The sequence below is a fragment of the Mucilaginibacter sp. Mucisp73 genome (genome assembly GCF_059491465.1).
Genome location: NZ_CP168507.1, coordinates 3,236,013 through 3,261,142 on the forward strand (window position 1 = coordinate 3,236,013; position 25,130 = coordinate 3,261,142).

16 protein-coding genes are annotated in these 25,130 nt (G+C 43.2%); 1 reads left to right on the forward strand and 15 read right to left on the reverse strand.

Annotated elements, in window-relative coordinates; genetic code table 11:
- Nucleotides 1–10: 10 nt before the first annotated feature.
- The 9 genes from ACEN82_RS13510 to ACEN82_RS13550 form a co-directional block, all read right to left on the reverse strand.
- Nucleotides 11–1,084, reverse strand: coding sequence for a glycoside hydrolase family protein (locus ACEN82_RS13510; protein WP_413317498.1), 1,074 nt, complete (start codon nt 1,082–1,084; stop codon nt 11–13).
- Nucleotides 1,085–1,110: 26 nt separating this feature from the next.
- The gene (locus ACEN82_RS13515) at nt 1,111–1,917 is read right to left on the reverse strand and encodes a rhamnogalacturonan acetylesterase (protein ID WP_413317500.1); all 807 of its coding nucleotides are present in this window, start codon (nt 1,915–1,917) and stop codon (nt 1,111–1,113) included.
- Nucleotides 1,918–1,931: 14 nt separating this feature from the next.
- Nucleotides 1,932–2,699: a rhamnogalacturonan acetylesterase gene (locus ACEN82_RS13520; protein WP_373613985.1), complete on the reverse strand. Its 768-nt coding sequence runs from the start codon at nt 2,697–2,699 to the stop codon at nt 1,932–1,934.
- Between the two features lies 1 nt (nt 2,700).
- The gene (locus ACEN82_RS13525; protein ID WP_413317503.1) at nt 2,701–5,634 is read right to left on the reverse strand and encodes an exo-beta-1,4-galactosidase; all 2,934 of its coding nucleotides are present in this window, start codon (nt 5,632–5,634) and stop codon (nt 2,701–2,703) included.
- A complete protein-coding gene (locus ACEN82_RS13530) occupies nt 5,615–7,024 on the reverse strand; it encodes a glycoside hydrolase family 28 protein (protein WP_413317505.1) in 1,410 nt (469 codons plus the stop codon). The genes ACEN82_RS13525 and ACEN82_RS13530 overlap by 20 nt, the downstream gene beginning before the upstream one ends.
- 99 nt (nt 7,025–7,123) lie before the next feature.
- The gene (locus ACEN82_RS13535) at nt 7,124–8,647 is read right to left on the reverse strand and encodes a RagB/SusD family nutrient uptake outer membrane protein (RefSeq protein WP_188831799.1); all 1,524 of its coding nucleotides are present in this window, start codon (nt 8,645–8,647) and stop codon (nt 7,124–7,126) included.
- Between the two features lie 19 nt (nt 8,648–8,666).
- Complete coding sequence (locus ACEN82_RS13540; RefSeq protein ID WP_413317507.1) at nt 8,667–11,882, reverse strand: SusC/RagA family TonB-linked outer membrane protein; 3,216 nt, start codon at nt 11,880–11,882, stop codon at nt 8,667–8,669.
- 170 nt (nt 11,883–12,052) lie between these two features.
- A complete protein-coding gene (locus tag ACEN82_RS13545) occupies nt 12,053–14,911 on the reverse strand; it encodes a glycosyl hydrolase (protein WP_413317509.1) in 2,859 nt (952 codons plus the stop codon).
- 13 nt (nt 14,912–14,924) lie between these two features.
- A complete protein-coding gene (locus ACEN82_RS13550; RefSeq protein WP_413317511.1) occupies nt 14,925–16,184 on the reverse strand; it encodes an oligogalacturonate lyase family protein in 1,260 nt (419 codons plus the stop codon).
- 252 nt (nt 16,185–16,436) lie between these two features.
- Here ACEN82_RS13550 and ACEN82_RS13555 point away from each other — a divergent pair, with 252 nt between their 5' ends.
- A complete protein-coding gene (locus ACEN82_RS13555) occupies nt 16,437–17,468 on the forward strand; it encodes a GntR family transcriptional regulator (protein ID WP_413317513.1) in 1,032 nt (343 codons plus the stop codon).
- Here the strand turns inward: ACEN82_RS13555 and ACEN82_RS13560 are convergent.
- The 6 genes from ACEN82_RS13560 to ACEN82_RS13585 all read right to left on the reverse strand — a co-directional run bounded on the left by ACEN82_RS13560 (nt 17,463) and on the right by ACEN82_RS13585 (nt 24,937).
- Nucleotides 17,463–18,470 (reverse strand): GntR family transcriptional regulator, encoded by a 1,008-nt coding sequence (locus ACEN82_RS13560; protein ID WP_413317515.1) that lies wholly within the window; start codon nt 18,468–18,470, stop codon nt 17,463–17,465. The two genes, ACEN82_RS13555 and ACEN82_RS13560, sit on opposite strands and share 6 nt — an antisense overlap.
- A gap of 217 nt (nt 18,471–18,687) precedes the next feature.
- On the reverse strand, nt 18,688–20,691 hold the full coding sequence (locus ACEN82_RS13565) for an FAD-dependent oxidoreductase (protein WP_413317517.1): 2,004 nt from the start codon (nt 20,689–20,691) through the stop codon (nt 18,688–18,690).
- Between the two features lie 446 nt (nt 20,692–21,137).
- Complete coding sequence (locus tag ACEN82_RS13570) at nt 21,138–23,117, reverse strand: glycoside hydrolase family 127 protein (RefSeq protein ID WP_495644137.1); 1,980 nt, start codon at nt 23,115–23,117, stop codon at nt 21,138–21,140.
- Between the two features lie 487 nt (nt 23,118–23,604).
- Nucleotides 23,605–24,333 (reverse strand): DUF72 domain-containing protein, encoded by a 729-nt coding sequence (locus tag ACEN82_RS13575; RefSeq protein WP_413319920.1) that lies wholly within the window; start codon nt 24,331–24,333, stop codon nt 23,605–23,607.
- The gene (locus ACEN82_RS13580) at nt 24,330–24,557 is read right to left on the reverse strand and encodes a hypothetical protein (RefSeq protein WP_090525124.1); all 228 of its coding nucleotides are present in this window, start codon (nt 24,555–24,557) and stop codon (nt 24,330–24,332) included. Before ACEN82_RS13580 ends, ACEN82_RS13575 begins: the two co-directional genes overlap by 4 nt.
- A complete protein-coding gene (locus ACEN82_RS13585; RefSeq protein WP_090526195.1) occupies nt 24,554–24,937 on the reverse strand; it encodes a TraR/DksA family transcriptional regulator in 384 nt (127 codons plus the stop codon). The genes ACEN82_RS13580 and ACEN82_RS13585 overlap by 4 nt, the downstream gene beginning before the upstream one ends.
- Nucleotides 24,938–25,130: the final 193 nt, after the last annotated feature.

The following is a 25,130-nucleotide window of genomic DNA, read 5'->3' on the forward strand; positions in this document are numbered from 1 at the left end:
ATTGAGAGTACTATGATTCTATTTTAAATATGAATGGCGATGCCGTCATATATTTACCGCCCTGCGAGGTAGTAAACATATAAGTTGGTTTACCATTTTGGAATAAGAGCTGGGGCCGTTCAAACCTGCCATATTTGTTAAGGTATTTTGGCGGCGGTGGTTGATTGATATGATAATATTCGGCGTTGAAATAGCCTATCTCCGGCTCGCTCCATTTTTTGCCGGTTTTTGATTCCATATACAAACCATACTGGTGATTAAATACACCCATGTCCCGGGCAAGCATTTTAAAGCGGCCCTTATCAAGCCAAACACAAGCATCCTCCAACTGGGCATTATTGCCCCGTCCCGAAAAATCTATAACCGGGTTACCGTCATATTTTATGTAAGGGCCTTCCAGTTTATCGGAAATAGCCAAACCATATTTACGATTCCCTTTTACCAGCGGGTCGGTGGATGTTTCATATTCTTTGGTGTTCCATGATTTATAAAATAGCCAGTACTGCCCGTTGGGATGCTTAACAAATGCCGGATTGGTTGTACAATGATCGTCCCATGCCCCTTCGGGTCCGGGCAAAAGCAGTGGTTCATCCGGCCGCGTCCATGGGCCATCAAGAGAATCAGCCATGGCCAACCCTATCCGTTTTGTATTGGTTTTACCGTTGGAATTACCCATAAAAAACAGGCAATATTTACCATCGACTACTTTTATCGACGGGTTATGACAGGTAGTAGCATCCCAATAACCAGGCCCTCGCGGGGCGAGGATTGTTTCTAAAAACTTAAACTCACCTTCCGGCGTATCTGCCACAGCATGGCATATTTCAGATCCGTTGATCCATCCACCCATTTTTTTGGAGGCGATCCATCTCGAAAAAAACACGTGGATCCGGCCATCGAGCCCCTCAATAGGGCTATTGCACCAAACGTAATAACCATCCATTTCCAACGCACGGCCAACAGGCCTTAGCTTTTTGGCAAATGCAGAAATATGATCATTTGAATTCCCAAAGGCTAAACCAGGCAATAATGCCATAGCCGAAGCCACGCTTAACTGTTCAATAAAATCTCTTCTTTTCATCATCCGGACACAATCATTTACAGAACCTGTTACTTTAAATATTTATTGAGCGCCAGCTGATTGAATGATCGGATCCCCTGAATAACCATGCTGGCATTTAGCTGCGCACCCGGCTCAAGCGTATCCGTGGCATCAGTGCCGAAGTAGGTTGATTTAACCTTTGCCTCCCCTTCCGCATCATAATCATCGGCAATTAGTTTGTTTAGGTCGATGAAAAACGCCCCGGTTTGTTCGCCCAACTCACGCGCCCATTGCCCGTAACTGTTTTCACTGTTGCGCCCTGCAGACTTACCGTCTTTCCACACATTACGGGGTATAGGCGAACAAATAATAGGCGTTGCGCCCTTCGCTTTAATATCCGCAATAAATTTGCGCATATACCAACCGTAGGTATGTACCACCTCTTTTACTTTCCGTATCGGGTTGTATATTTCCTGCTGTTCGCCGCCAATACCTTTGATAGTTCCGCGGGCCCGGGCTGTATCATCCAGCGCACCGGCGTCATTGTGGCCAAACTGCATAATCACAAAATCGCCGGGTTTGATTTTAACCAGTACCTTATCCCACAAGCCCATAGTTTGGAAGGTGCGGCTGCTGGTGCCGCCAAGCGCGTCATTTTCGACCGATATTTTTGTTGTATCAAAATAAGGGGCTATGTAATTCCCCCATCCCCATAAACCACCATCGCCTTTGCCTTTACCATTCTTTACAGTCGAATCGCCTATCAGGTAAAAGGTTGGCTTATCGGCCGGCTTCATCAACATAAAAGAAGATAACAGCATAACCAGGACAAGCAGTAAGCCTAAGCCGGCATTTGTACGGATCATATTTTTCATAGCAGCCCGAAATTTTAGTTTTTAAGGTATTTATTCAGAGGGTTTACGGGATTGGCCCGGATGCCATCAACTACTGATTCTGCATTCACGGTAGCTCCCATTTTGTTAGTGTGGGTATGATCTCCGGGGAAGAATTTCTTAACTGAATCGGCTCCCCATTGATCATATTTATCGGCTGTGATACGGTTCATATCAATAAAGATGACACCTTCCTGCTGTGCCACTTCCTGTGCCCATTTACCATAATCGTTATCGGCACGGATAACCTTGCCATCACGAAACTCATTCCGTGGAATCATGGATAGTACAATAGGCGTTGCACCTTTAGCTTTGGTATCCCTGATAAATTTGTGAAGATACCAGCCATAGGTATGTACCGTTTCTTTAGTACCGTTAGGCCAGGTAAGCTCAACAGTTTCATTACCGGTGCCTTTTAATACCCCACGATACCCGGCTTTGGTAGTATCGGGTTTACTGCCTTCATTATGGCCGAATACCATCATCACATAATCGCCCGGCTTTAAAAGCGAATCAACCTTGTTCCACCGGCCTTCTTTGATAAAAGTGCGTGTACTGCGACCGGCCATGGCATGGTTTTCAATATTGATCTTTGACAGATCGAAATAGTATGGGATAATGCTCCCCCAGCCCCAGGTTTCCTTATCGTTATTATGCGTAGTGGAATCGCCAATTAAATAAATGGTTGGCTTTTGCTGATTGATAAAAGCCAGGCCCACAAAGGCTATTATTAATAAAGCTAAAACCGGTTTCAATACTTTCATATTATTTTTTTGTGTTTTTAGGCTTCAGTTCGTCCGGTGCGCCGTTAGTATAGGACACAAACACCTCTTTTGAAGCAGTTTTGAAAAGATCATCAACAGTTTCCATCGAAATGCTGTCAGCAGGTTTAAACTGCGGTGACGACATATATTTTAAAATGCTGTAATATAATTGCTTTGCCGCCGGCCTGTCTTCGCCGGTTGTTGGCGAAAGATCGGCACTGCTCACCATCAGACTCCCCTTACTTACCTTTGCTTCAAATAATAAGGCTAAACGGCGGTTCATGAACCAGGTATCAATAGGCTGAATAACCGGACGTAATGTCGCCGGAAAATCTTCCAGGTGCATGACCTGCGCATTCGAGAGGATATCCCACCATTGTATTTCACTATAGGATGATGTCGGGAAATCATTAAACGCAGGATGCTTAGGATCGCACACAAAACCAAGCGTATGCGGAGGGCGCATTTTAAACCAGGAGGTATTCCAGAAAACAGGAGTAAATGATTGTATAATTTCCTTGCCCTTTATTACCTTACCCGAGGCATTCAGAAATACTTTGCCGCCATTATTGAGTACCTCTTTGGCCTTATCATCCAGCGAGGTAGTATAATACACATCGGTTTTTACAACAGGTAATGTTGCCGGATACACCCAAAAGTCCCAATCGTTTACATATTGAGTGTTGGGTACGGATACTTCAAGGTTCAGTTTTACCGGCGATTTTATTTTTGATAAAGGCACATTGATCATCCCTGCCTGCTGACAGTTGCCCATTGCATAGCTTTTTTTATCAAGTACACCCTCGTTGATTATTTTGTGCTGAGCATCGGTTAATTTCCAGTTAAGCGTGGTTGCCATAGGCTTGCTATAGTTAAACAGTTCAACCTGAGCTTTTAGCGTTTCGTTATTTTGATATACAAACTTTTCGGTACGGATAAGCGGTACGGTAGCATTGCAAAACCGGGCAAACTGCTTTGCAGTTATATACCCCTTACTATCCCAAAAGGCATTAAGTACCCCAACCAGCGCCGTTCCCTGTCCCGGATAGTCATTTAACGAAAGCAACTGAAATCCCGAATATCCGGGTGTACGCATGGCTTTTTCAATTTCGTGCTTATAACATAAAGCCTGTAATTTTCCAGAAGCCATCAGGAACTTTTCGGCCTCATCGGCCATGCCATGATCTTTAAAGTCTTCCTGAAAAAGTTCAAAGTTTTTGGCTTTATAGATTCCCGTATACTTTTTGATTTCTTTAAAATCGGGGAAGGCGCAATACTGGCCCATCTCATGGGCCACAAAGGGCACATTAAACTGAGCTATCTGTTTGCTGTAATCAGAGTAACTTTCGGGCCGCTGGTTCCAGGCCAGACCACGCGCACCCGCACGGGCCATATATTCGTTATTGAGGATTACCGGCCAGCTACCCCCTACCGCTGCTCCGGTATACAGCCTGCGCGGGTCTTTAGCCTTCCAATAATCAACAAATTTGGTAAGGTATTCTACCTGTTTGCCGCTGGGCTCATTACCATAAGCCATCATGCAAAATGAAGGGTGATTACCATACCACTTAACCATACGGTTTGTTTCGTCATAAATATATTGATCAATTGGTCGGCCCAAACCTAAGCCACTGCCATGGTTTGCCCATGACGGCCCTTCCACATGCAAGTAAAAGCCGGCTTTATCAGCTGCATCGAAAGCAGCCTCAGGCGGGCACCAGGAGTGAAACCGCATGTGGTTAAGCCCGTGTTCCCTGCAAATCTTAAAGATCCGGTCCCATTCTGCTTCGGTAGTAGGCGGATAACCGGTAAGCGGGAACTCACAGTTATTCACCGTACCACGCAGAAAAACGGGTTTGCCATTTATGGTAAATGTTTTTCCATCAGCCTTAAACTCATGCATGCCGAAGCTCAGTTTCCTGGTATCTGTTGATCCAACGGTAGTGCGCAAAGTAGCAGTAAGCTGATATAGAACCGGCGTAAACTCAGCCCATGTTTGCATTTTGGCCCCCATGGGCAAATCAATGCTGAACTCAGCCACGCTATCTTTGATATTAAAAGGTTTGCTAACAGCTGGTATAAGCTGCGAAACCGGGGTATTAAATGCTTTGGCCGAAAGTGTGATAGTGCCGGCGACAGATGTCCGTTCTGTTTTTACCCGTATTTTGATATGGGCTGTTTTTTGTGTCAGATCAGGGTAAACCTGGATCTCATCCAGCCAGGTCTGGTCTCCGGCTCTCAGCTCCATTTTGCCGATCACGCCATTCCAGTTGCCCTGTGTATGATCAGTAATACTATGTGAATCGGGTCCTACGTTGATCGCTTTAACGCGGTTATCAATACAAAGTGTAATTTGATGTTTTCCGGGCGATAGTTTGTTTCCCAGATCAAATTGATGCGGGGCTACCAGGCTGTTTTGCATCCCAATTTCGGTATCATCAACCCATAACCTGGTTTCGGTATGAGCCCGTTCGAGGAAAAGCACCAGATGTTTATTTTTCCAATCCGCAGGAATAATTACTTCCTTTTTATACCATGCTGCCCCTGTATAATGCTTGGGCGGCGTAAGCCAGAAAGGTATTTTGAGGTTGCCAGGCACCCGGTACTTTGCCAAACGTGGGTTATAAAACCAAGAGCTATCGTAGATGCTGCCTGTCCATTTTGTTTTAAGTGTTATATCGTCCCCTTTTAAGTTTTGGGTCATTGAACCAGGCAAATGAATAGTATCCGTCAGCGATTTTGAGAACCATTTTTCTGTTATCCCCTTATCAGCCGGATCTATTTGAAATTGCCATTGGCCTGCCAATGAAATAACATTGCTACTCTTTTGTATCCGGGGAACTGACCAGGCACAAAAAAGCATTCCCAAAGCTGCACTTATGTAAAGCAGGAGCATTTTTAAAGTCTTGTATTTATTATCGACCTGCACTGACATCAGTTAAATTAAGTTTAGTATTGTCCTGAGTAACTATCTGTGAGTTTTTCCACTCCCATCCTTCTGCAAACTGCACATCGCCAGCTGTGCCCGACGCTATATTAACTCCATCAAAATGAAAATTTTGCATGGTTGATTCTTTAAGGCCTATAGCATTTATAGCCTTTTTGGCACCAGTAACTTTAATATTTGAAATATAAACATCCTTAAAATGCGGGATCCCTTTTTCGGCAGGTTCCACTTTATGCAGGATCTTTTTCCAATGATCGGGCAGCGTTGCTTCATTGTAACCATCGGGCAGTTTAGAATAACTATAGGTTGGGTTCCAATTCATTGTAATTTGAAAAGCCGTGCCCACGCCATTCATGGTTATATTGGTAAAGTGGATGTCCTCAACCGTGCCGCCCCGGGTAATGGCCGATTTAATGTTTAACCCATTACTGGTGCCGTTACCTGTCAGGTCAGTAGCAAGCACATGCCTGATCCCTCCCGATGTTTCGCTGCCACAGGTAAGCAACCCAGCGCCAGCCCTTGATACACATTTGCGGATCACCACATATTCGGTTGGTTTATTTACCCTCAGCCCATCCCAATCCCTACCGGTCTTAAGACAAAAATCATCGTCGTTACAGTCAATATCGCAGTTTTGCACCAGGACCCAGCTGGATGAATCTATGTCTATCCCATCTGTCGATGGCCCATGTCCATCAACATTGTTGCGAATGGTAATGCTATCAACAGTAACATGATCTGAATAAAGCAATTGCACCGTCCAGAACCCAGCCTGTTGCAGCGTAATGTTTTTAATGGTAACATCTGCCGAATTGGAAACCAGCAACGTACGCGGGCGCTTGGCGTCATAATCAACTATCCAGCGTAAACCTTTGGGGTCATATTCAGCCCGCATTTTGCGGTAAATATCCCAAAATGGTTTACCCTGTGCGTTTACCAGTCCTTTCCCGGTAATTGCCACATTGGCTTGCCCGGCTATGTTGATCAAAGCAGCCGGCCATTTCATTTCAATACCGGCAACGCGGGTATCAATTTCGGGATAATCTTTTAAATCCTGGCTACCCAACAACGTTACTCCCTCATCAATATTCAGACAAACATTATTCTTCAAAAAAATGGAGCCTGTTAAATATTTACCGGGTTTAAATGTGACTATACCGCCACCTTTAATCGAGCATTGATCAATAGTTTTTTGTATGGCGGCTGTGTTTAAGGTAGCACCATCATTGACCGCGCCATTATCATTTACATACCACACTATTGTTTTTTTCGGGGCGTGCCGGGCCCCAACTCTTTTTGCCCAGTCCGGTTGAGTTTGCCCGTTCACCACATTTGCAGCAATAACTATCAGGAAAACAGAATAACGTAACAATTTCATAGGTAAGTTTAATATTTAAATGGTTTATCCCCCCGAAAAGCAGGAGGGATAAACCATTGTTATGACGATCAAAAGAGTTTGTTCATCATTTCCACGAAATCAATATCCGGGATTTTGCGAATATAAGCCCGGAGCCGCATCCAATTGTGTTTGTGGTACAGGGTAAATAACATAATTAGCAATAACCGGCTTTATCGCTTTCTGAGCATCTTCTTTGGCAATCCAGCTATTCATAATAGTTAAGAGGTTGCCACTTCTTTGCAGATCGAACCAGCGCGAACCTTCATCGGCAAACTCCCTGCGGCGCTCATCAAACAACTGTGCCAGCGTTACACCTGTTACCGGCGGTAAGCCGGCCCTTGTACGTACCTGATTGACAATAGCGTCAACATCAGCCTGGGATCCGCCGGTTGCGCCATTCAAAATACATTCGGCTTTAAGCATTAAAACATCGGTATACCTGATGGCAATAAAGTTAATTCCCCAGTCAAACCGGCTTGCGGTTGGGATTTTAGTTATATCAAGCCATTTTTTAAAGAACGGGCGATTTTCTGTACTGCCAGCATTGGTGTAACCCGCGGTATATATCGTAAATGCCTTACGTACGTCGGCAGCGTCATAACTGTTGGCCAGATCATTTGATACCGGGATGATTTCCAGGCTTCCGTTTGATTTTGTATCCTTAATAGATAAAAAGTAAGCATTTGGAGCAAGTGTCCATGGGAACGACGCTCCGTAAAGATCACTCGTACCGCTTATGCCACTGGTATACATCACATCAAAAATGGCCTCTTTATTAACCGCTGGACTTTGATTGGTATATGAAAATATATTGCTATAAGTAGGTTCAAAAGCAAACTTACCGCTGCTGATAATATCCTGCAGTAAGGGTAAAGCCAGATTCCATTCGTTTGATCCAGTTCCCGGCCCTTCAATACCATAATTGGGCGCCGATTTAGCCATATACACCTGTGCCAGCAAAGCTTCTGCAGCATATTTAGTGGCACGGCCTACGTCTACCCCGGTATATGTGGTAGGTAAGTTAGCTACCGCCGATTGCAGGTCGGCTATAATCAGTTTGTAAACATCAGCTACAGAACTGCGGCCGATTGAATTAGCTTCAGGCGCAGTAACCGGGTGGTCAATGATTGGAAGCTTACCAAAATACCTAAGCAGATCGAAGTAATAAAATGCACGCAGAAATTTGGCTTCGGCCTGTAGCCTTGTAGCTAACGAAGCCGAACCTATGTAGCTGCCATTTTTGGCAACCTGGTCAAGCAGGGTATTAGCCCTGAAAATACCGTTAAAGTCGGTACCCCAGGCTTCGGTAACGTAAGCATTTGCTGCTAATGATGGCGAAAAATCATTCACAGGGTCCCAGTCACGCACGGTGACAGAAACACCATAAATATTATCCGAACGGATTTCAGACATATTAGCTAACCGCACCGGGTAATTGTGCAGATCGGCATAAATGGCATTGGTAGCCTGTAAAAAATCGCTTGGCGATTTGTAAAAAGTTGCTGTTGTTGAAGCGGATATAGGCACCTGGTTTAAATCCTTATTACAGGAGGCCATTAAAAATGCAGCTGTTATGGTTGATAGAAAAAATATCTTTTTCATTTTGATAATGTTGAAATAATTAAAAAGTAACATTTAACCCAAAGATCAATGATTTAGCCAGCGGCAAGCCTCCGTAATCACCTGCTTCGGGATAGTTACTGTCCGAACTGATGGCTGTGTTTTGCGCCTCCGGGTTGAAACCTCCATAATATTTGTCATGCCCGAAGAAGTTTTCGGCCGTAACATACAAGCGTGCTGCTCCTAAAACTTTGGTTTTAAAGATATTTTTAAGATCGTACCCTAACGTGATATTTCTAACCCTCACATAATCTGAAGAATACAGCCAATCAGTATTGGCAACGAAACCAAATGTAGAATAGGCTTTGCTAACCCGGCCTGCCCCCTGGTTTTCGGGCGATCTCCATCGATTTTCATAAAATGCCGGGGCATTATCGGTAAAGCCCTGGCCCGTACGGGTTATTGCCCTGCCCAGTAAGGAATAAACTGATCCGCCATTTTGGCCCTGAACTAAAACAGTGAGGTCGAAGCCTTTCCAGCGTACAGTATTGGTAATCCCCCAGGTATAATTAGGGTTAGGGTGGCCAACAATCTGTTTATCGGCTTCGGTTATTACGCCGTCGCCGTTCAGATCCTGGTACTTTGGATCACCAACTGTTTCACCGGTACCGTAGGTTGCCACATGGTTATCAAGATCGGCCTGTGTAAGAAAACCTATCTGCCTTACCACATAGATACTGTTTATTGGCTGGCCTACGCGCAAAATAGCGTCAGATACATCAAAGGAGTTTGGAATAATAATTTGCTGCTGGTTACCGTAAAGGCTTACGATTTTATTTTTGTAATGACTGATATTAATTGATGTACTCCATTGAACTTTGCCAACCAAATTACGACTTGTTAACTCCAGCTCCTGACCAACGTTACGCACTGAACCTGCATTGCGCAGCTGACTGCTGAAACCGGTAGATTGCAGGATAGGTACATTCAGCAATAAGTCGGTATTTAATTTATTATAGTAATCAAATGAGCCTGTTAAACGGTTGCTGAACAAACCGAAGTCGAGGCCCACATCATAAGTTTGTGATTTTTCCCATTTGATATCCGGATTCGGTAAATTACTTGGTGCCTGACCGATAGCTAAAGCCTGAGGTGAACCCAAAACATAACCATATGAACCTATTTGCGAAATACTTCCATAATCGGCAATGCTGTTATTACCATTTACGCCATAACTAAAGCGTAGTTTCAAGTCGCTCACTACAGGCAGCTTTTTCATAAAATCTTCCTGAATGATGCGCCAGCCTACAGATGCTGAGGGGAAAATACCGTATTTGGTATTGCCGCCAAACCTTGAGGAACCGTCTTCACGCAAGCTTGCGGATAAAAGATACTTGTTCTTATATGCATATTGCGCGCGGCTAAAGTAGGATACCAACACACTTTTGGTGCTGGAGGTACTGCCTGTTACCGCTGCGGCAGCATTTAAAGTTTGGATAACGCTGCTGGTATAACCGCCAACTGATGATAATGAAGACTGATCTAAACGATCTGTATTGTAAGACTGACCTAACAATATACTCAAGCTATGATTTGCGTGAATTGTAGTATTATAGGTAAGCGTGTTTTCATTAACAAAGGTTTGCCTTTTAAAGGTGCTGTATGATCCTGAAGTATTAGCTGTTAAATTAGGATTTTTAGCAGCATCAAATGTTCTGGCAGCAAGATTACCGGCTATGATATACGGTGTGTAGCTATTAGTGGCATTGTCAACATTATCCAGGTTCAGTGAGCTTCTTAGTGTTAACCCTTTTATAATTTCGTATTCGGCAAATATGCTGCCCAGTGTGCGGTATTTTTTGGTTTGCCCTACCTTGTTCTCCAATTTAGCTATAGGGCTGTTTGCCGAGTTGCCCCAGGTGTATTGTCCGTTCTTAAACGCGTTGGGATATAAACCTACCGTATCTTCCTGAATAGGGCTATAGCTTATGGCCTGGTGAAAAATGTTGTCTTTCCCTTCTACACCAGGGTCCTGCGAAATTGAATAGGTAGGCGCTATGTTTAAACCTAATTTCAGGTTTTTGGCAATACGTGCCTCCACATTGGCCCTGGCCGAGTAGGCTTTATAACCCAGGCCTTTCACAAAGCCATCCTGGTTGGCATAGTTTCCTGAAATAAAATAATTTACAAATTCATTGCCTCCGCTTGCGCTCAATGCCTGGTTTTGCATTGTTCCTTTCTGCTCAATCGCTTTCTGCCAGTCTATATACTGCAACCCGGGATGGCCCGGCATAGCCCATCTCGGATCGAGCATATAGGCTGAGCTAAAGGCACCGCCATTCATCGCCTGACGTGTTGCATTATCGTCACTGGCAGTTGCTCCTTTTGCGCCATATTTGAGCACATAGGCAGCATTGATCATTTCGGTAGCCCTGTCAATCCATTGGTCGCCGTTAAGCATGGGCAAATATTTGGCTGCAGCATTGTAACCATAGTAAGCACTATAGCTAATTTTAGCCTTGCCCGATTTTCCTTTTTTTGTGGTGATCAAAACAACACCATTTGATGCCCTTGAACCATAGATAGCCGCGGCAGCTGCATCCTTTAAAACCTGGATATCTTCAATATCATTTGGGTTGATATTATCGAGCGGATTTCCTGAGCCAAAGCTACCACCGCTGCCTATTGCCGATACAGACAAAGGAAAGCCATCTATTACATACAAAGGCTCATTACCGGCACTTATGGAGCCGCTGCCGCGCACGTTAACACTAAATGCTTTACCCGGCACACCCGTTGTTTGCTTAACAGTTACACCTGCCATTTGGCCTACCAAGGCCTGGTCAACACGGGTTATAGCGCGTTCGTTCAGGTTATCGGCCTTGAAGGTAGCCTGAGAGCCGGTAACGTTTGCCCGTTTTTGAGCGCCGTAGCCGATTACCACCACTTCGTTTAATTGCGATTCAGTTTCCGTTAAACTAACATTGATGGTATTGTTCGTGCCTACGGTAACTTCTTTAGCATCAAAACCGATTGATTTAAATATTAATACCTCTCCTGTCGAGGCCTTAATGGCGTATTTTCCGTCAATATCAGACGTGGTACCCGATTTGGTGCCTTTTATTTGCACGGAAGCAGCCGAAACCGGCTGGTGCTTACTATCTGTAATAGTACCCGTAATGCTAAGCTTTTGTGCCAATGCACTGTTTGCCCCTGCCACATTAAAGAGCAGCAACAGCAATAGCATTTTACAAGAATAAATAAAAATTCTTTTCATAAAATCAAATTAAGGGGTTTACTGTTTGGTACAGTTTGGGTTATAATTGTATAAACGAACATAAAAGTTAATTTCAATAATACCATCCTGTAGTATCCTGCTCCGATACATCAAAAACACAAAAAAAGGTAGCCAACATGACCACCTTTTTGAAATTAACCCTTAAATAATTACCTAACAAACAACGGCTTAACCGGTTCAAGTGTTACCGGCCCAATCAAACCGGAAGGCTTCGGTTCCCAGTTTATAGCGGTAAAAAGCCCATCAGGCCCTTTAGAACCAGGACTATGCGATTGAAAATTGGTATTATAAAATATCCGGTAAGGGATATGCTTCCTATCCATATCAATGATCCGGTTAACCATGAGGTTAGCAACCCTTACTTCCAACTGATTGACCGTCCTTAACTGTGCTGAAGGTATGGTGATCACATACTGCGGACCGATGAGCGTGGCCAGCTTTTTTCCGTTTAAATAAACCTCTGCACTTTCATTAACTTTCCCCAAATCAAGCTTCCAAACAGCAGCATTTTGCACCGGCTTTTTAAAGGAGATAGCATAACTGCCTGTTCCGGAAAAAGCCTTGAGATCATCACCGCCTAAATCAGTCCATGATTTGAGCGCTGCGGTTTTTATTGGCTGAGGTAATGTCGGACCACCTTCGGTAAAGCTCAGTGTCCACGTACCATTGATAGGCTCTGATTTACCTGCAACCTGATAATAAGGATACGCTGCTATTTGAGTTTTTACAGGCAGGGTTTGTAAAATACAGCTTTGCCCCGGTGATAATTGCAGATAAACGCCGGTTTTGCCATCGGCCTGCCTCCGGGTTTTAGCCAATCCATAATTTTTTGTCATGGGATCAAATACTACTACTGATGCAGCGCTAACGGACAGGTCTACCCAACCATTAACCTGGTTGCCGCCATTATTTGTTATAAAGTAGCTGTTCCCATTTTTATAAGTACGGCGTACAAATTGCAGCCCATTATCGGTCATTTGCTCCCTGTTGATACCGGCTGCGCCCAGCAACGAAGCAACATCATCTGCCATTAAAAAACGGCCTTTGCCAACTTTGGCAATTTTAACACCATTATTTTCAGCAGTAAAATTCAACCCGGCAAGCAGTGTTTTAAATGCTTTCTCGCGCTCCTTTAACCCGGAATATCCCGGAACACCCGATGGAAGATTTTTATACACCACTATTGTCGCCCCGGCCTTTGCCAGATCCACCATTTTATTAAAGGTTTCGAGCGGGATATATTTGTTGTCGGGCAAAAGGATGGTTTTATAATTAAGAGCGCCGGTAAGCAGATGGCTGCCGGAGGTTTGCAAATCCATTATTTGCTTATCTGATATAAAATCAAACGTGTAGCCCTTTTTAAGCATTTCTTCGGCGGAGGATTCAAAGCCCGTCCCCTTGAAATCGGGTTTCATGGCATCATAATGCTTAAGCAGACCCCTATCCCCCGGCTCGGAAAAGCTATCAAATAACGGGTAATAAACCAATATATCATTATTGGGCTTTCCTTGCTGCAAAAACGACTGACAATTAGTTATGTATTGATTTAAAGTTGAGAAATCATTCCAGAACGGGTTAGTTTGATTAAAGTGAACTGCAGCATAAAATAACCATCCCGGCCATTGGGCATTTTGAGGCGAGTAACTGATGCCGTGATAGAAAATATGGTTTACGCCTCCTACAAAATATTTATCAATAGCCTGTTTAACATCTCCCAGCGACGATAGAAAATGATCATTAAGCCATGTCGCCGACTCGGACGATGCAAGAGGTTTTCCCATTACATGTGCTGCCGATGTGGCAAATTTAAACCGCAGCACATCATCGCCCTCTGTTTCGGGAATATCAATAGCAGCATACAGATCCAGTATATTTGATGGGGAACCGTGTGATTGATTGCGGATTAAAGCGCCCCTGATTTTAGCCCAGTCATGCCATGGTTTGGTAAAATCATCAAGCAACAGATCGGATATGGTTTGGCGATAATCGCATAGTATGCGGCTATTATTTTCCTTATTATCATTACCAAATAAAGCCGGCAAGTGATTGCGCAGATCGTACCCGCGGCGTTTAATAAATTCGTCAAAAAACAGCGGGGTAAAGTTCGATTGCCCGCGGGCATCATCCACTTCGTACGAGTCATTAAAATATGCCCTGATCCCGCTTAAATCCTGCCCTTTAAATGCCTGATCAAACCGGGCCAGGTAATGATTAAGTGCCGGCTTGGAAAAATGATCGATAACATAACCCTCACCTCCGGGAGCCGCACGCTCAACCATCTTACCATGCCAACCCTGAAAAAGCGCGTACAGCTTCCATTCGCCGGCGGGTGCTGTCCAGTTAAGTTTGCCGGCTGCATCAACTTTATCGGTAAGGTTCAATACCTGCCCCTTGTCATCATAAGCCATTAAAACCGTTAAAGGGATCCGTTTCTCAATCCTTACCTGGTCAAGGGCCATTAACTGGAGGTTTTTATTGCTGCTGATGGGTTCAACAAGGTCGGTGATCTTCGGAGCATGGCCGTCCGCCCTCACTAAGGGTTGCTGCACAAATACCACGGCGTCGCTTAGTTTTTCGCCACCTTCAACATCGTAATTTTTCCAGAACAGTTCTTTACTGGCATCTTCATTCGTAACCCAGGGGCCACCAAAAGGCCAGCCGGTAGCATTAGCCAAATCAATGCCCATATTCAGCCGTTTTGCCTCCGTCAGCGTGTACTTTAACATATCTACCCATTGCGGCGACAGGTATTGTATAAACTCATTTTCGTGCCCTTTTACGCCATAGATCGGTGTAATTTCCAGGCCACCCAAACCGGCTTTACGGTAGCTTTCCATGTTCCAGGTCAGGTCTTTTTTATTTACCGCGCTTCCTTCCCACCACCAACGGGCCCAGGGCCTGGTTTGTTCGGTAGTTACGGGCCAGCCAACTTGTGCAGACGCTGTTTGCGAACCTATTGCCAGTGCGAATGCAACAGCTATTTTAAATTTATTTTTGATCAGTGACATCCTGTTTGGGGTATTAGTGTTTGGCAATTTCTACAGCGTAAACGCCCTCATGACCTTCAAAATTGGCCCTGAAGATAACCCATTTTTCATCAGGCGAAAAATGCACATTAGGCTCCAAATGGTAATTATGATGTTTCATATTTACCAGTTTTTCTGATTTAAAATGGTCGCCGTTAGGCTTAAACAAATAGATCCACATGCCATCGGGTGCTTTGGCTACCTGCCCGGAATTACCTCCGTCGCCGGCAAAGGTTTGCTCATCTTTAGTTACATTAAAATGGATAGACCATTCGTTCCTATCCATTTGATAAACACGGTCTTCTTTTCCTGTTTTCATGTTGATACCTGCCAGAAAAAAAGTTTGCCCCTTAGGTTTCTGCAAATCAAACCACTCAGTATTACCCAACGGTGAAAAAAACTCATGACCGGCTATTTCATTGACCATGGTGCGCTTATGCAACAGCTTGTTTTCGCCGGTTTTTATATTGATGTTCCAGATCCGGTCCACCTTTTCCCAGGGGCCTTCATGGCAATATGAAAGGTTATCAGGATCTGTAGGCGAAAAAAGCAGGTGATTTGTCCATTCGTTTTCCTGGTGTATTTGTTTCAATGTTTTATGTTTAACATCAAGCACGTGTAAGGTATGTTGGATATGGGCATCATAGATCCGGTTAAAGAAATCATGCTTTTCGGGATATTTTGCAAGTATTTCACGCTCCTGCTCACCGGTAGATTTAACACAGGCCATATAAGTTCCGTCGGCATTTACAGTACCTACCCTTCCTTTAAAATCGGGAGAAAAGGCGTAAATGAACCTTGTTTTATGGGTGTTAACATTTACGGCGAATATACTGTCGGCACTTTGGTAAAACGCTTCACGGGTTTTGGCGCAAACCATCTCGCCGGATACTTTCGACCTGTTTGTTAACTGCTCTATTTTCTGAGTTTTTAAATTAACCGTAAATAGCTGCTCTCCCTTGTCCGTTTTACCGTAAAACACCATCAAATCACCTTCATTCTTTATTTGGGGAACAAAGGGCGTATTATTAAAATAAAAACTTCCATTGTCATTTTCGCGGTTCACCAGGCGGATTACTTTATGACCTGTTTCGCTATCAATCCATTGTTCGGGCATAGGCCTGGTGCCACCTGTTTCCATTACTTCCTGGGCCTCTACAACCTGTGAAAGGACAAGCAATAGCTGCACTGGTAAAATGAGCCGCAACGAAACGCAAACAGAACACAGCAAGATCTTGTAGGGCAGCTTGATCATTATGTTATAATTTATCTGGTTACCGGCCGGTTTATATGGGCCGAGGTTTATAATAGATAAAGTTAGAGCATGTTTATACCAACAGCGTCCTGCACCATCCTGATTGAAGACTCTCTTATTGTAACAAATTCATCACTTTATTTATTTTGGCAGCTTATTAAGCTTCCCCGGCTTACGCAGGCAAAAGGTGGGAGCCTTATCAAACCTAATTTGATTAACTTTAAGTTTTTGCCAGTAGCCAGTTCAATAGTTATGAAGTCTTCACGATTTTTAGAATACATTTATATTGATTATTATTCATCTACCCCTAAATATATCCAGTTAGCTAACTCGATCATCAAAAGTGTACGTGAAGGGAAATTAATCATTAACGAAACGCTGCCATCCATCAACGAATTAAACTGCAATTTTGAAATATCACGTGATACCGCCGAAAAGGCTTATAAACACCTGAAATCAATCGGCCTGCTTGGCTCGGTACCTGGCAAGGGGTACTACATCAAAAACACTGAAGCCGGGCAACAGTTCAAGGTGTTTTTAATATTTAACAAGCTAAGCACTCATAAAAAGCTGGTTTATGATGCCATAGTTGATGGTCTTGGGCATGAAGCAGCTATCGACTTTTATATATACAATAACGACTTCGAATTTTTTAAAAAACTGCTTCAAAACAATAGCCACGATTATACTCATTATGTGATCCTGCCGCACTTTATGCACGGCGGCGAAAACGTTCACGATATTATTAATACCCTGCCCAAAGAGAAACTGATCATACTTGATAAATTAGTGCCAGGGATAAAAGGCGATTTTGCTGCCGTGTACGAGAATTTTGAAAAAGACATTTTCCAGGCCCTGGAGGAAGCCCTGCCGCAATTAAGGAAGTATCACACCCTAAAGATTATATTTCCTGAATACACTTATTTTCCGGGCGAGATTTTGAAAGGCTTTTTCAGTTTCTGTATCCAATATGCGTTTACCTACAAAGTAGTTCATGACATACAAGGCGAGCCGATACATGAAGGAGACATATTTATCAACCTGATGGAAAACGACCTTGTGGTCTTGATTGAAAGGATCCTGGCTACGGAATTAAAGATAGGTAAAGATGTTGGCGTGATATCATACAATGAAACCCCGCTAAAAAAAATCATCCTCAATGGCTTAACCACCATATCCACAGATTTTGAGGAAATGGGAAAAATGACCGCGGATATTATCAAAAATGGTTCTACGGGCCGTTACGAGGTGCCTTTTTACCTTACACTCAGGGCTTCGTTATAGCGATTTCCTGATAATTATTTTGAAGGCGTTTTTAATAACCGCGGCTTTGTTTTGCAACATTAGCTCAGCTGTTTTTCTGCCCATTTCTTCAAAATCACTGGTTATAACAGTAATGTCCAATAACTCTTTAAACACGGTTTCATTAAAAGATATGATCCCTATATCTTTCCCTAATTCATATCCACTTGCTCTGGCGCCTTTAATCAAGTCGGCCAGGTCATTTTCGGTCAATACAATATAAAGGGAGCCTTTTTTAAGATCGTCTGTTTTAAACGCGTCTATTACTTCAAACTTCTTGTTTTTCTCTTCACAAAACTGCATTATTCCATCCTTAATTTCGGGCGGATGGTGGCGGTCTACGGGATATATGATAATTAATTTTTTGTATTTGGCAATCAGGTCGGTGACCACATTTAATGCACCGTAGATATCGTTGCGAAAATCCTGGAATACAGCCGACTGCCTGGCTAATTTGGGCAAATCTTTATCCAGCAATATCAACTGATCAACCGGAATCTTCTTTAAAATGGTTAAATATTCATGCTCGTTACTATAATCAAAGAAATGCGGCATTACCACATAATAATGATAATTGCCCAAATTTGCATCTATACTTTCCTCGAGCAAAGCGGGATTATAATGATGAATATGAAGATCGACCCTGGCTTTATCACCCAGGGTGCGTACGATGGTATCATAAACCGTTTTCTTATAAGAGCTTAATTTATTAAACAACAAAAGTACCTTGATCCGCACATCGGGCTTACCGACTACAAAATAACCCTTTCCGGAAACCGAACGGATATAGCCATTGCTCTTAAGTATCGTGTAAGCCTTTTCAATGGTGTCCCTTGCTACACCGTGTTGCTTGCTGTATGTATTTATTGACAGCAGCTTTTCATTTTTCCGGTAAACACCTTTGTCAATATTCTTACTGATTGATCCGACAATTTGCTGCACGAGGGATTTCACCCCATAATTAGCCCTTTGCTTTGTTTGCATTATGCTTGTTTAATTGGTTTACAACGGCGATTTAAACATAGTTTAAATTTGTCAAAGCCGTGATAAGCAATGAAAATATAAAATATTATTAAATTAAAATATTGGGGTTATCGGCAGCACCGGTATTTTTATCAGATACTTTAAGACTTCACCTCTAATAAATTTATACTTAATAAGGATATTTTAATAATTTAAGCGTCGCGCCTGAAAGGCAGAATTACCTAACAGGTACGAAAAGCACTGCATCAGCCACAATTACGCCATCTGCGTTTTTATTTGAAATTTCTACATATGCCTTCTTTTCTTCTGAAAAGTTATATAATCCCAGTGGAAGCCACTCACCTGAAGTTTGGCCTTCTACCTGCAAATCAGACTGGTTGATTATCTTTTCTGTGGCCTTCTCACCATCGTAAATAGTAATATAAGTTTTTGCTGCCGGATTCATAACCTTAGGAAAATAGGTATAAACGCGGTAAGCACCCTTCTTTAATTTTTCCGGAATAAACCTTACCGATTTTGCAGTTTCTGCTTTTGAATCATCAGTAAGATAGGTTGGGCCATAGCCGCCTGATTTTTCAATTTTCCAATCGCCTGTTATGTGACTGTCCTCATTATCAACCAGTACTTCGGGCATGCTGCCATCTGCAAGGGGGTCTGTCCTGAGCAAGCTTTGTACTTCTTTTACATTAACCTGCTGTACCGCAATTTTTTTATCAATAGTCTGGCATGCCGCCACAGCCGAAGATTGGCCTAATACCATGAATACCGGCTCCATCCTGATTGACCCGTAAGCTATATGACTTGCAGATAAGCATACCGGGACAAATAAATTAGCGGCTTCCTTTTGCTTCGGGACTATAGCCCTGTACGAAACAGCGTATGGCGCAAAACCATAGACCTGAACATCCCCCTCATTTTTCGCCATGCCATTAACTACCAACCTTTCGCAATTATGCGAATCCATACCATATGCGGCCATTCCTATCCCATCTTGTACCTGTTCTTTTCCCTGGCAATGATGCTGGGTCATAATCAGTTCACCAATCATTCGGCGGGCTTCCCTGATATAAAGCTGCGGTGTCCAGTTCCCGTTATCCGTATATTCGTCTTTAGGGTAGCCCCATTGTTTCATTTCGTCCCTGATATTTCCGGGTATGCGGTTGTCATTGCCGATAAAATAAAAGAAGCCTTTGGTATAATCTTCATGCTCCTTCCATATTTTGGCCCTTGTGTTATAATCAGCCTCCGGATATTCCCAGTTCATCCCGATCATATCCGTAGAGAACCCTCCGTTATTATTGATATCCGTTTTGCCATTGGGCATTTTACTTATAATAAAAACATCGGAAATTGATTTCCAGGGTTGCTTCTCTTTTAAACGCAGCAGTAACTCATACTTTTTAGGATCATAATTTTCGGGTTTTGAAATTGGGATCCGGTTTTCGGGCACATTGGTTAACGTGATACGAAAATTGTATGCCTGCACTTTTTTATCTCCCGCTCCATTTGTTTGTAATACCTCATTACTTATAGCCCACAATAAACCACTTTTCGCGTCGCCCGGCACTTTATAGGGATCAATATTATCCGGAAACTGGTGTTTATCCAGCAACTCCACTCCGTTTATAGTTTCATCATACTGGCTGTTAGCTTCCCTTCCTACAGTATAAGAAACACCTGAGCGGGCCATCAGGTCCCCTTCATAAGTACAATCAATAAATACCTTAGCTCGAATAGTTTTATTGGTAGCAGCAGAGGGCTTATAGCTGTCCTCTACTATAATTTCCTTTAGCTGATTTTCTTCCTTTTTTACTTTTATAAGCCTGTTCCCAAATAAAACAGGAAAGCCAGCCCTTTTTACATAATCATTAAAAATTCCCTCCGCTACCTTTGGCTCAAATATCCATTGTTCAAATTTCCCATAATGCGTACCTATACGACGGTAAAAATCCCGTGCTAAACCTGTCACCACATATTTGTTTCCAATATCCGTATAGCCAAGCCCTCCCGAACTCATGCCACCCAAATGCTTTCCCGGCTCTATCAATATCACCGTTTTTCCCATCTTTTTTGCCGTATATGCAGCAATTACCCCTGCGGAGGTTCCGCCATATACACAAACATCGGCGGTGATTAATTTGCTGCTTTGCGCATTAGCCGAAGCCCCGGCCATAAAAAAGGTAGTTATGATTGCAAGGATGATCACTTTAATATTTTTCATTATTGCTTATTAAACATTTCAAATTTTCAGAAAAAAGATATGCCGGTAAATCTTAAGGTATAGGTAGTTAAGACTTGTAAATTTTAATTATTTAATTTTAAGCCTAATATCTGACAATTTAAAAAATTATATAAATGTTTTCAGATTACGCCGGGGAGCTTAAATGATGGCGTATAGGTTTCGGAAATTTGCTGTGATGAGTTGCCAATTCCTGCGCCGGTTAACTCAGTTGAACTGGTAGTGTATATAAATAATTTTCGCGTATTTATTGATCACCCAATAGTCAGGGTAATCAAGGGTATTTGCTAAACAGGCTGGTATCATGCCTGTAATGGAAAAGCCTCAGCAATGCTTTGGCAAATAATAAAACAAATACGGGAATGCTGAATGCAATTACCATAAACCATCCTATTTTTTTGCTAGAGAGTTGCTGAGGCTTTAACTATTTATTTGGCAGCGGCATTTACTTCGGGAAACCAAACGGTCATTTCGCCTTTACCACGGTTTGCCCATGAATAATAAGGAATGGCCGTAAGCTCTATCTTTTTAGCAGCTTCGCCTTTTGTTTTACTTAGGATCTCTCCTTTTAAAACAGTTACGCCATTTAACAGGTTTGGTTCGGTTACAGGTTTAAAAGCTGCGTTTGCAGGGATTGCTAAATTGCTCACCGTTCCGCCGTTATCTTTCCACTCGGCGCAGTATATGATCGGGCCGCGTTGCAGGGCTGTTTTACCTTTATCATCAACCAATGCCTTATTGGCTATAACCTTTTTAACTTCCATTGGCAGGTTTAATTGGATGTTATCACCTTTTTTCCACTGCCTGTTAATTACAGCGTAGCCATTTTCAACTTTATAAGCAACCGCTTTGCCGTTTAGTTTCAGGCTGATTTTTGCGGCTGATTTATTTTGGAAAGCATACAGATCAGACGGGATCGCCTCTGCCCTTGCCCAGCCCGGGATCCGGATATGTATAGCAAAATTAGTTGGCGTCTCCGGTGTTATGGCAAACGACAGGGCACCACTCCATGGGTAATTATTGCTTTGAACAATGCTCACTTTTTTATTACTTACCTCCATATTGGCTGTACCTGCAATAAACAGGTTCACAAATACATTGTTATCCTTTTGGGCATACATATAGCCTGACAATGAGGGTAGAAAACGCGCCATATTGGTTGGGCAGCATGAGCACTCAAACCAGCCGGAACGCTCGGGTTCAAGCTCATGATGAGTAACCCCGTTAGTTACCTGCATGGCGTTGGTGTAGAAGAATGTCTTACCATCCAGCCCAACACCCGAAATTAACCCATTGTACAAAACCTTTTCCATCACATCAATATATTTCGACTCGCCGTGCAGCAGGAACATCCTCTGGTTCCAGAACACATCACCTATTGCCGCACAGGTTTCATTGTAAGCGGTAGTATTTGGCAGCTCGTAATCGGCTCCGAAACGTTCACCGCCCGGTACTGCTCCGATGCCACCCTGTACGTAGATTTTTTTGCCAACCATGTTGTTCCAGATCTTATCAATGGCGGTAATGTATTCCTTGTCACCGGTTAAAGCGGCAACATCGGCCATGCCCGAATATAGATACATTGCCCTTACGGCGTGGCCCTCGGCATCTTCCTGGGCTATAACAGGTTCATTATCCTGCCAGTACATCCCGTTCTTCCATTCGTCGGTACTGGTTTTATCATAGGTGCGATGCCCCCTTTCGTCAATAAAAAATTTAGCAAGATCGAGATATTCTTTTTTTCCGGTGATGCGGTACAGGCGTACCAGGCCCATTTCCACAATCTCATGTCCGGGCGCTACATGCCTTTTACCCGGCCCAAAAGTTTTAACCAGCAGATCGGCATTTTTAAGCGCGATATCTAAAAAGTTGCGCTTGTTGGTAGCCAGGTAATGTGCGGCCGCGGCCTCAAACATGTGTCCGGAGTTATATAGCTCGTGGCTCAGCTCGTTCTCTTTTACCCAACGCTCCGGGCCCGACCATGCGTGCGGATGCAATGGGTCAATAGTACGGGCAGTATAAAGATATCCGTCCGGCTCCTGCGCTTTCCCTACTATCGTGATCAATGAATCGACATAGGCATCCAGCTTTGCATCCGGATGAACGGCCATAGAATAAGATGCGCCTTCAATGGTTTTATAAATATCCGTATCATCAAAAGGAAACTTAGTACAAAACTTACCGCTGCGGGCAGCCGCCATTTCAAAATTTTTAACCCTGCCGGTATTCTCGCACCGGGCAAATGACGCCGGGATGGTGACCGTACGATTGGTTTCAATACGCGAGGTCCAAAACTTATCACTAAGCTTTACATTGGTAAATGATACCGGCTTAATGGGATAATCCTTAGTTTGCGCGTAAGCAACGCCGCAATAAAATAATAATGCAATAAGTAATCTTTTTTTCATCCTGATGATATGTTAGTCCAAAAAAACAGTGCAGGTCAACCCACCATCCCGCGCTTTATTTATTTTTATTAGTAACCTACGAGCTTTAGCCAATACCAGTTGTAGATTTCTTTAAACGCATCAATATCTCCAGGTTCAAAGAGCCTGGTCAATTGAACATCCGTATGATCATAAAAATTTTTCATTTAAGATAAAATCATTCTTACCGGCATTTCGTACGTACATAATTATAAGCGTACTAAATACATTTAATTGAGCGAGATAAAATTAACCAATTCAGATTGTTGTTTATGTTTATCACATCCTAAGCAGCGATTTTGCCATGGTGTAACTATTTTAGGCTATAACGACGACAAGATAAGAAATAATTTATATTGAAAAACAGAAATAAAAAAATTAATTGTATTTATAACAATAATAAACACATGCAGACCGGCGATCCAATAAAGCGTTCGTACAGGGCAGATTTAGCTACCATGGGCTTTGCTTAAACGAGAAGCTGTTTCAATGACTGAAGATTTTCCAGCGCTGCTCCGGCGGTATTGTTGAAGTACACGTAAACTGTTTTGCCCTCCTGCTGCCATTCATTGATATACGATGCGTATTCAGAAAGGAAACTTTCACTATAACTTCCTTTATAATTGCCCGATGGACCATGAAAGCGCAGGTAAACCAGTTCATCGGCAGTGATTTCCATGGGCGTGTCCGATTTGGGCATATCCTGCAGTACCATTGCAGCCTGGTACCAGTTTAAAAGTTCAAAAACTTCATCCCTGTACCAGGACGGGTGACGAAATTCGACGGCCGTGGGCCAGGTATAAGGTTTAAGGGCCTCCAGTAATTCTGTTAATTGAGGAAGTGCACCCGCCTGCAGGCTTGGCGGAAACTGAACAAGCAGACAGCCCCGCTCAGTTTCCGGCAAATGGATAGCCTGCATAAAACGGGTAACATCTTCCTTATTGAAAAACAAATTTTTTTGATGGGTGATCCCCTGCCACAGCTTGAAAGTGAAACGAAACCCCTCGGTTACTTCCGTTGCCCACCGGGCTATGGTTTTTGCCTGCGGTATTTTATAAAAAGAGCTGTTGATCTCTATACTGTTTTCCTGCAAAGCATAATAACCCAGCCGCGACAAATGGCTGTATTCAGGGGGAAAATCCCGCCTGGGTCTGTCGATCTGTAAGCCACTGGTACCTCCAAAAAAAGTCCCTTTCATAGATCAAGTATGATATACCAATGATTGTCATCGTCAAGGGCATAAGCCAGGCCGTCACTCATTTCATAAACGTCACGACCATGTTTTTGACTAAAGTAGATTTTCTCATCACGGATAATAGTACCGTTGTTTTCCACCCGCAGAAAAAAAAGCAGCGCGCCTATATTCGGTGCCACATCTTTAAGGTGCCTGGCCTCCCCTTCTTTTACAAATGCCGAACTCATGCCTGTTTAAGTTTGGCTTCCATGCTTTGGGTAGTGTGCGGCACCGCAAGCAGGCGTTCCCTTGGTATCAGTTTACCGGTAGAACGGCAAATGCCATAAGTTCTGTTTTCAATACGCATCAGCGCGGCTTCAAGCTGCTCGATAAATTTTTTCTGGCGGGCGGCCAGCTGGTTGATCTGTTCCTTTTCAAAAGTTGCCGATCCATCTTCAAGCGTCTTGCCCGCAATTGCAGCATCGTCTCCGTTGGTATTTGAAGCGCTGAGCGTACCCACCAGTTCCTGCAGCTCTTCGCGTGCCATGCCGATCTTTTCTTTGATCAACGTTCTGAATTCATTCAATTCGGTATCAGTGTACCGTGTTTTAGTAGTTTCTTGTTGCATGATTGGCTTAACAAACATTTGCATAAATGGTTGGCATAAATGTGATATGCTATATAAACCTATTCAAACCGTTAGTCCCCAACCCTTTGAATTAACCCTAACAGCACTTCCCCCGCGGGAGTCGACTATATCAGCTACACCCTCTGTTCAATTTAATTAAATAATTAAAAATATTCTTTAAAAGAAACTATTA

Bases quoted from the DNA above. Each gene is read 5' to 3' on its own strand.
- ACEN82_RS13510 (WP_413317498.1), bottom strand. From the start codon at position 1,084: ATGATGAAAAGAAGAGATTTTATTGAACAGTTAAGCGTGGCTTCGGCT.
- ACEN82_RS13515 (WP_413317500.1), bottom strand. From the start codon at position 1,917: ATGAAAAATATGATCCGTACAAATGCCGGCTTAGGCTTACTGCTTGTC.
- ACEN82_RS13520 (WP_373613985.1), bottom strand. From the start codon at position 2,699: ATGAAAGTATTGAAACCGGTTTTAGCTTTATTAATAATAGCCTTTGTG.
- ACEN82_RS13525 (WP_413317503.1), bottom strand. From the start codon at position 5,634: ATGTCAGTGCAGGTCGATAATAAATACAAGACTTTAAAAATGCTCCTG.
- ACEN82_RS13530 (WP_413317505.1), bottom strand. From the start codon at position 7,024: ATGAAATTGTTACGTTATTCTGTTTTCCTGATAGTTATTGCTGCAAAT.
- ACEN82_RS13535 (WP_188831799.1), bottom strand. From the start codon at position 8,647: ATGAAAAAGATATTTTTTCTATCAACCATAACAGCTGCATTTTTAATG.
- ACEN82_RS13540 (WP_413317507.1), bottom strand. From the start codon at position 11,882: ATGAAAAGAATTTTTATTTATTCTTGTAAAATGCTATTGCTGTTGCTG.
- ACEN82_RS13545 (WP_413317509.1), bottom strand. From the start codon at position 14,911: ATGTCACTGATCAAAAATAAATTTAAAATAGCTGTTGCATTCGCACTG.
- ACEN82_RS13550 (WP_413317511.1), bottom strand. From the start codon at position 16,184: ATGATCAAGCTGCCCTACAAGATCTTGCTGTGTTCTGTTTGCGTTTCG.
- ACEN82_RS13555 (WP_413317513.1), top strand. From the start codon at position 16,437: ATGAAGTCTTCACGATTTTTAGAATACATTTATATTGATTATTATTCA.
- ACEN82_RS13560 (WP_413317515.1), bottom strand. From the start codon at position 18,470: ATGCAAACAAAGCAAAGGGCTAATTATGGGGTGAAATCCCTCGTGCAG.
- ACEN82_RS13565 (WP_413317517.1), bottom strand. From the start codon at position 20,691: ATGAAAAATATTAAAGTGATCATCCTTGCAATCATAACTACCTTTTTT.
- ACEN82_RS13570 (WP_495644137.1), bottom strand. From the start codon at position 23,117: ATGAAAAAAAGATTACTTATTGCATTATTATTTTATTGCGGCGTTGCT.
- ACEN82_RS13575 (WP_413319920.1), bottom strand. From the start codon at position 24,333: ATGAAAGGGACTTTTTTTGGAGGTACCAGTGGCTTACAGATCGACAGA.
- ACEN82_RS13580 (WP_090525124.1), bottom strand. From the start codon at position 24,557: ATGAGTTCGGCATTTGTAAAAGAAGGGGAGGCCAGGCACCTTAAAGAT.
- ACEN82_RS13585 (WP_090526195.1), bottom strand. From the start codon at position 24,937: ATGCAACAAGAAACTACTAAAACACGGTACACTGATACCGAATTGAAT.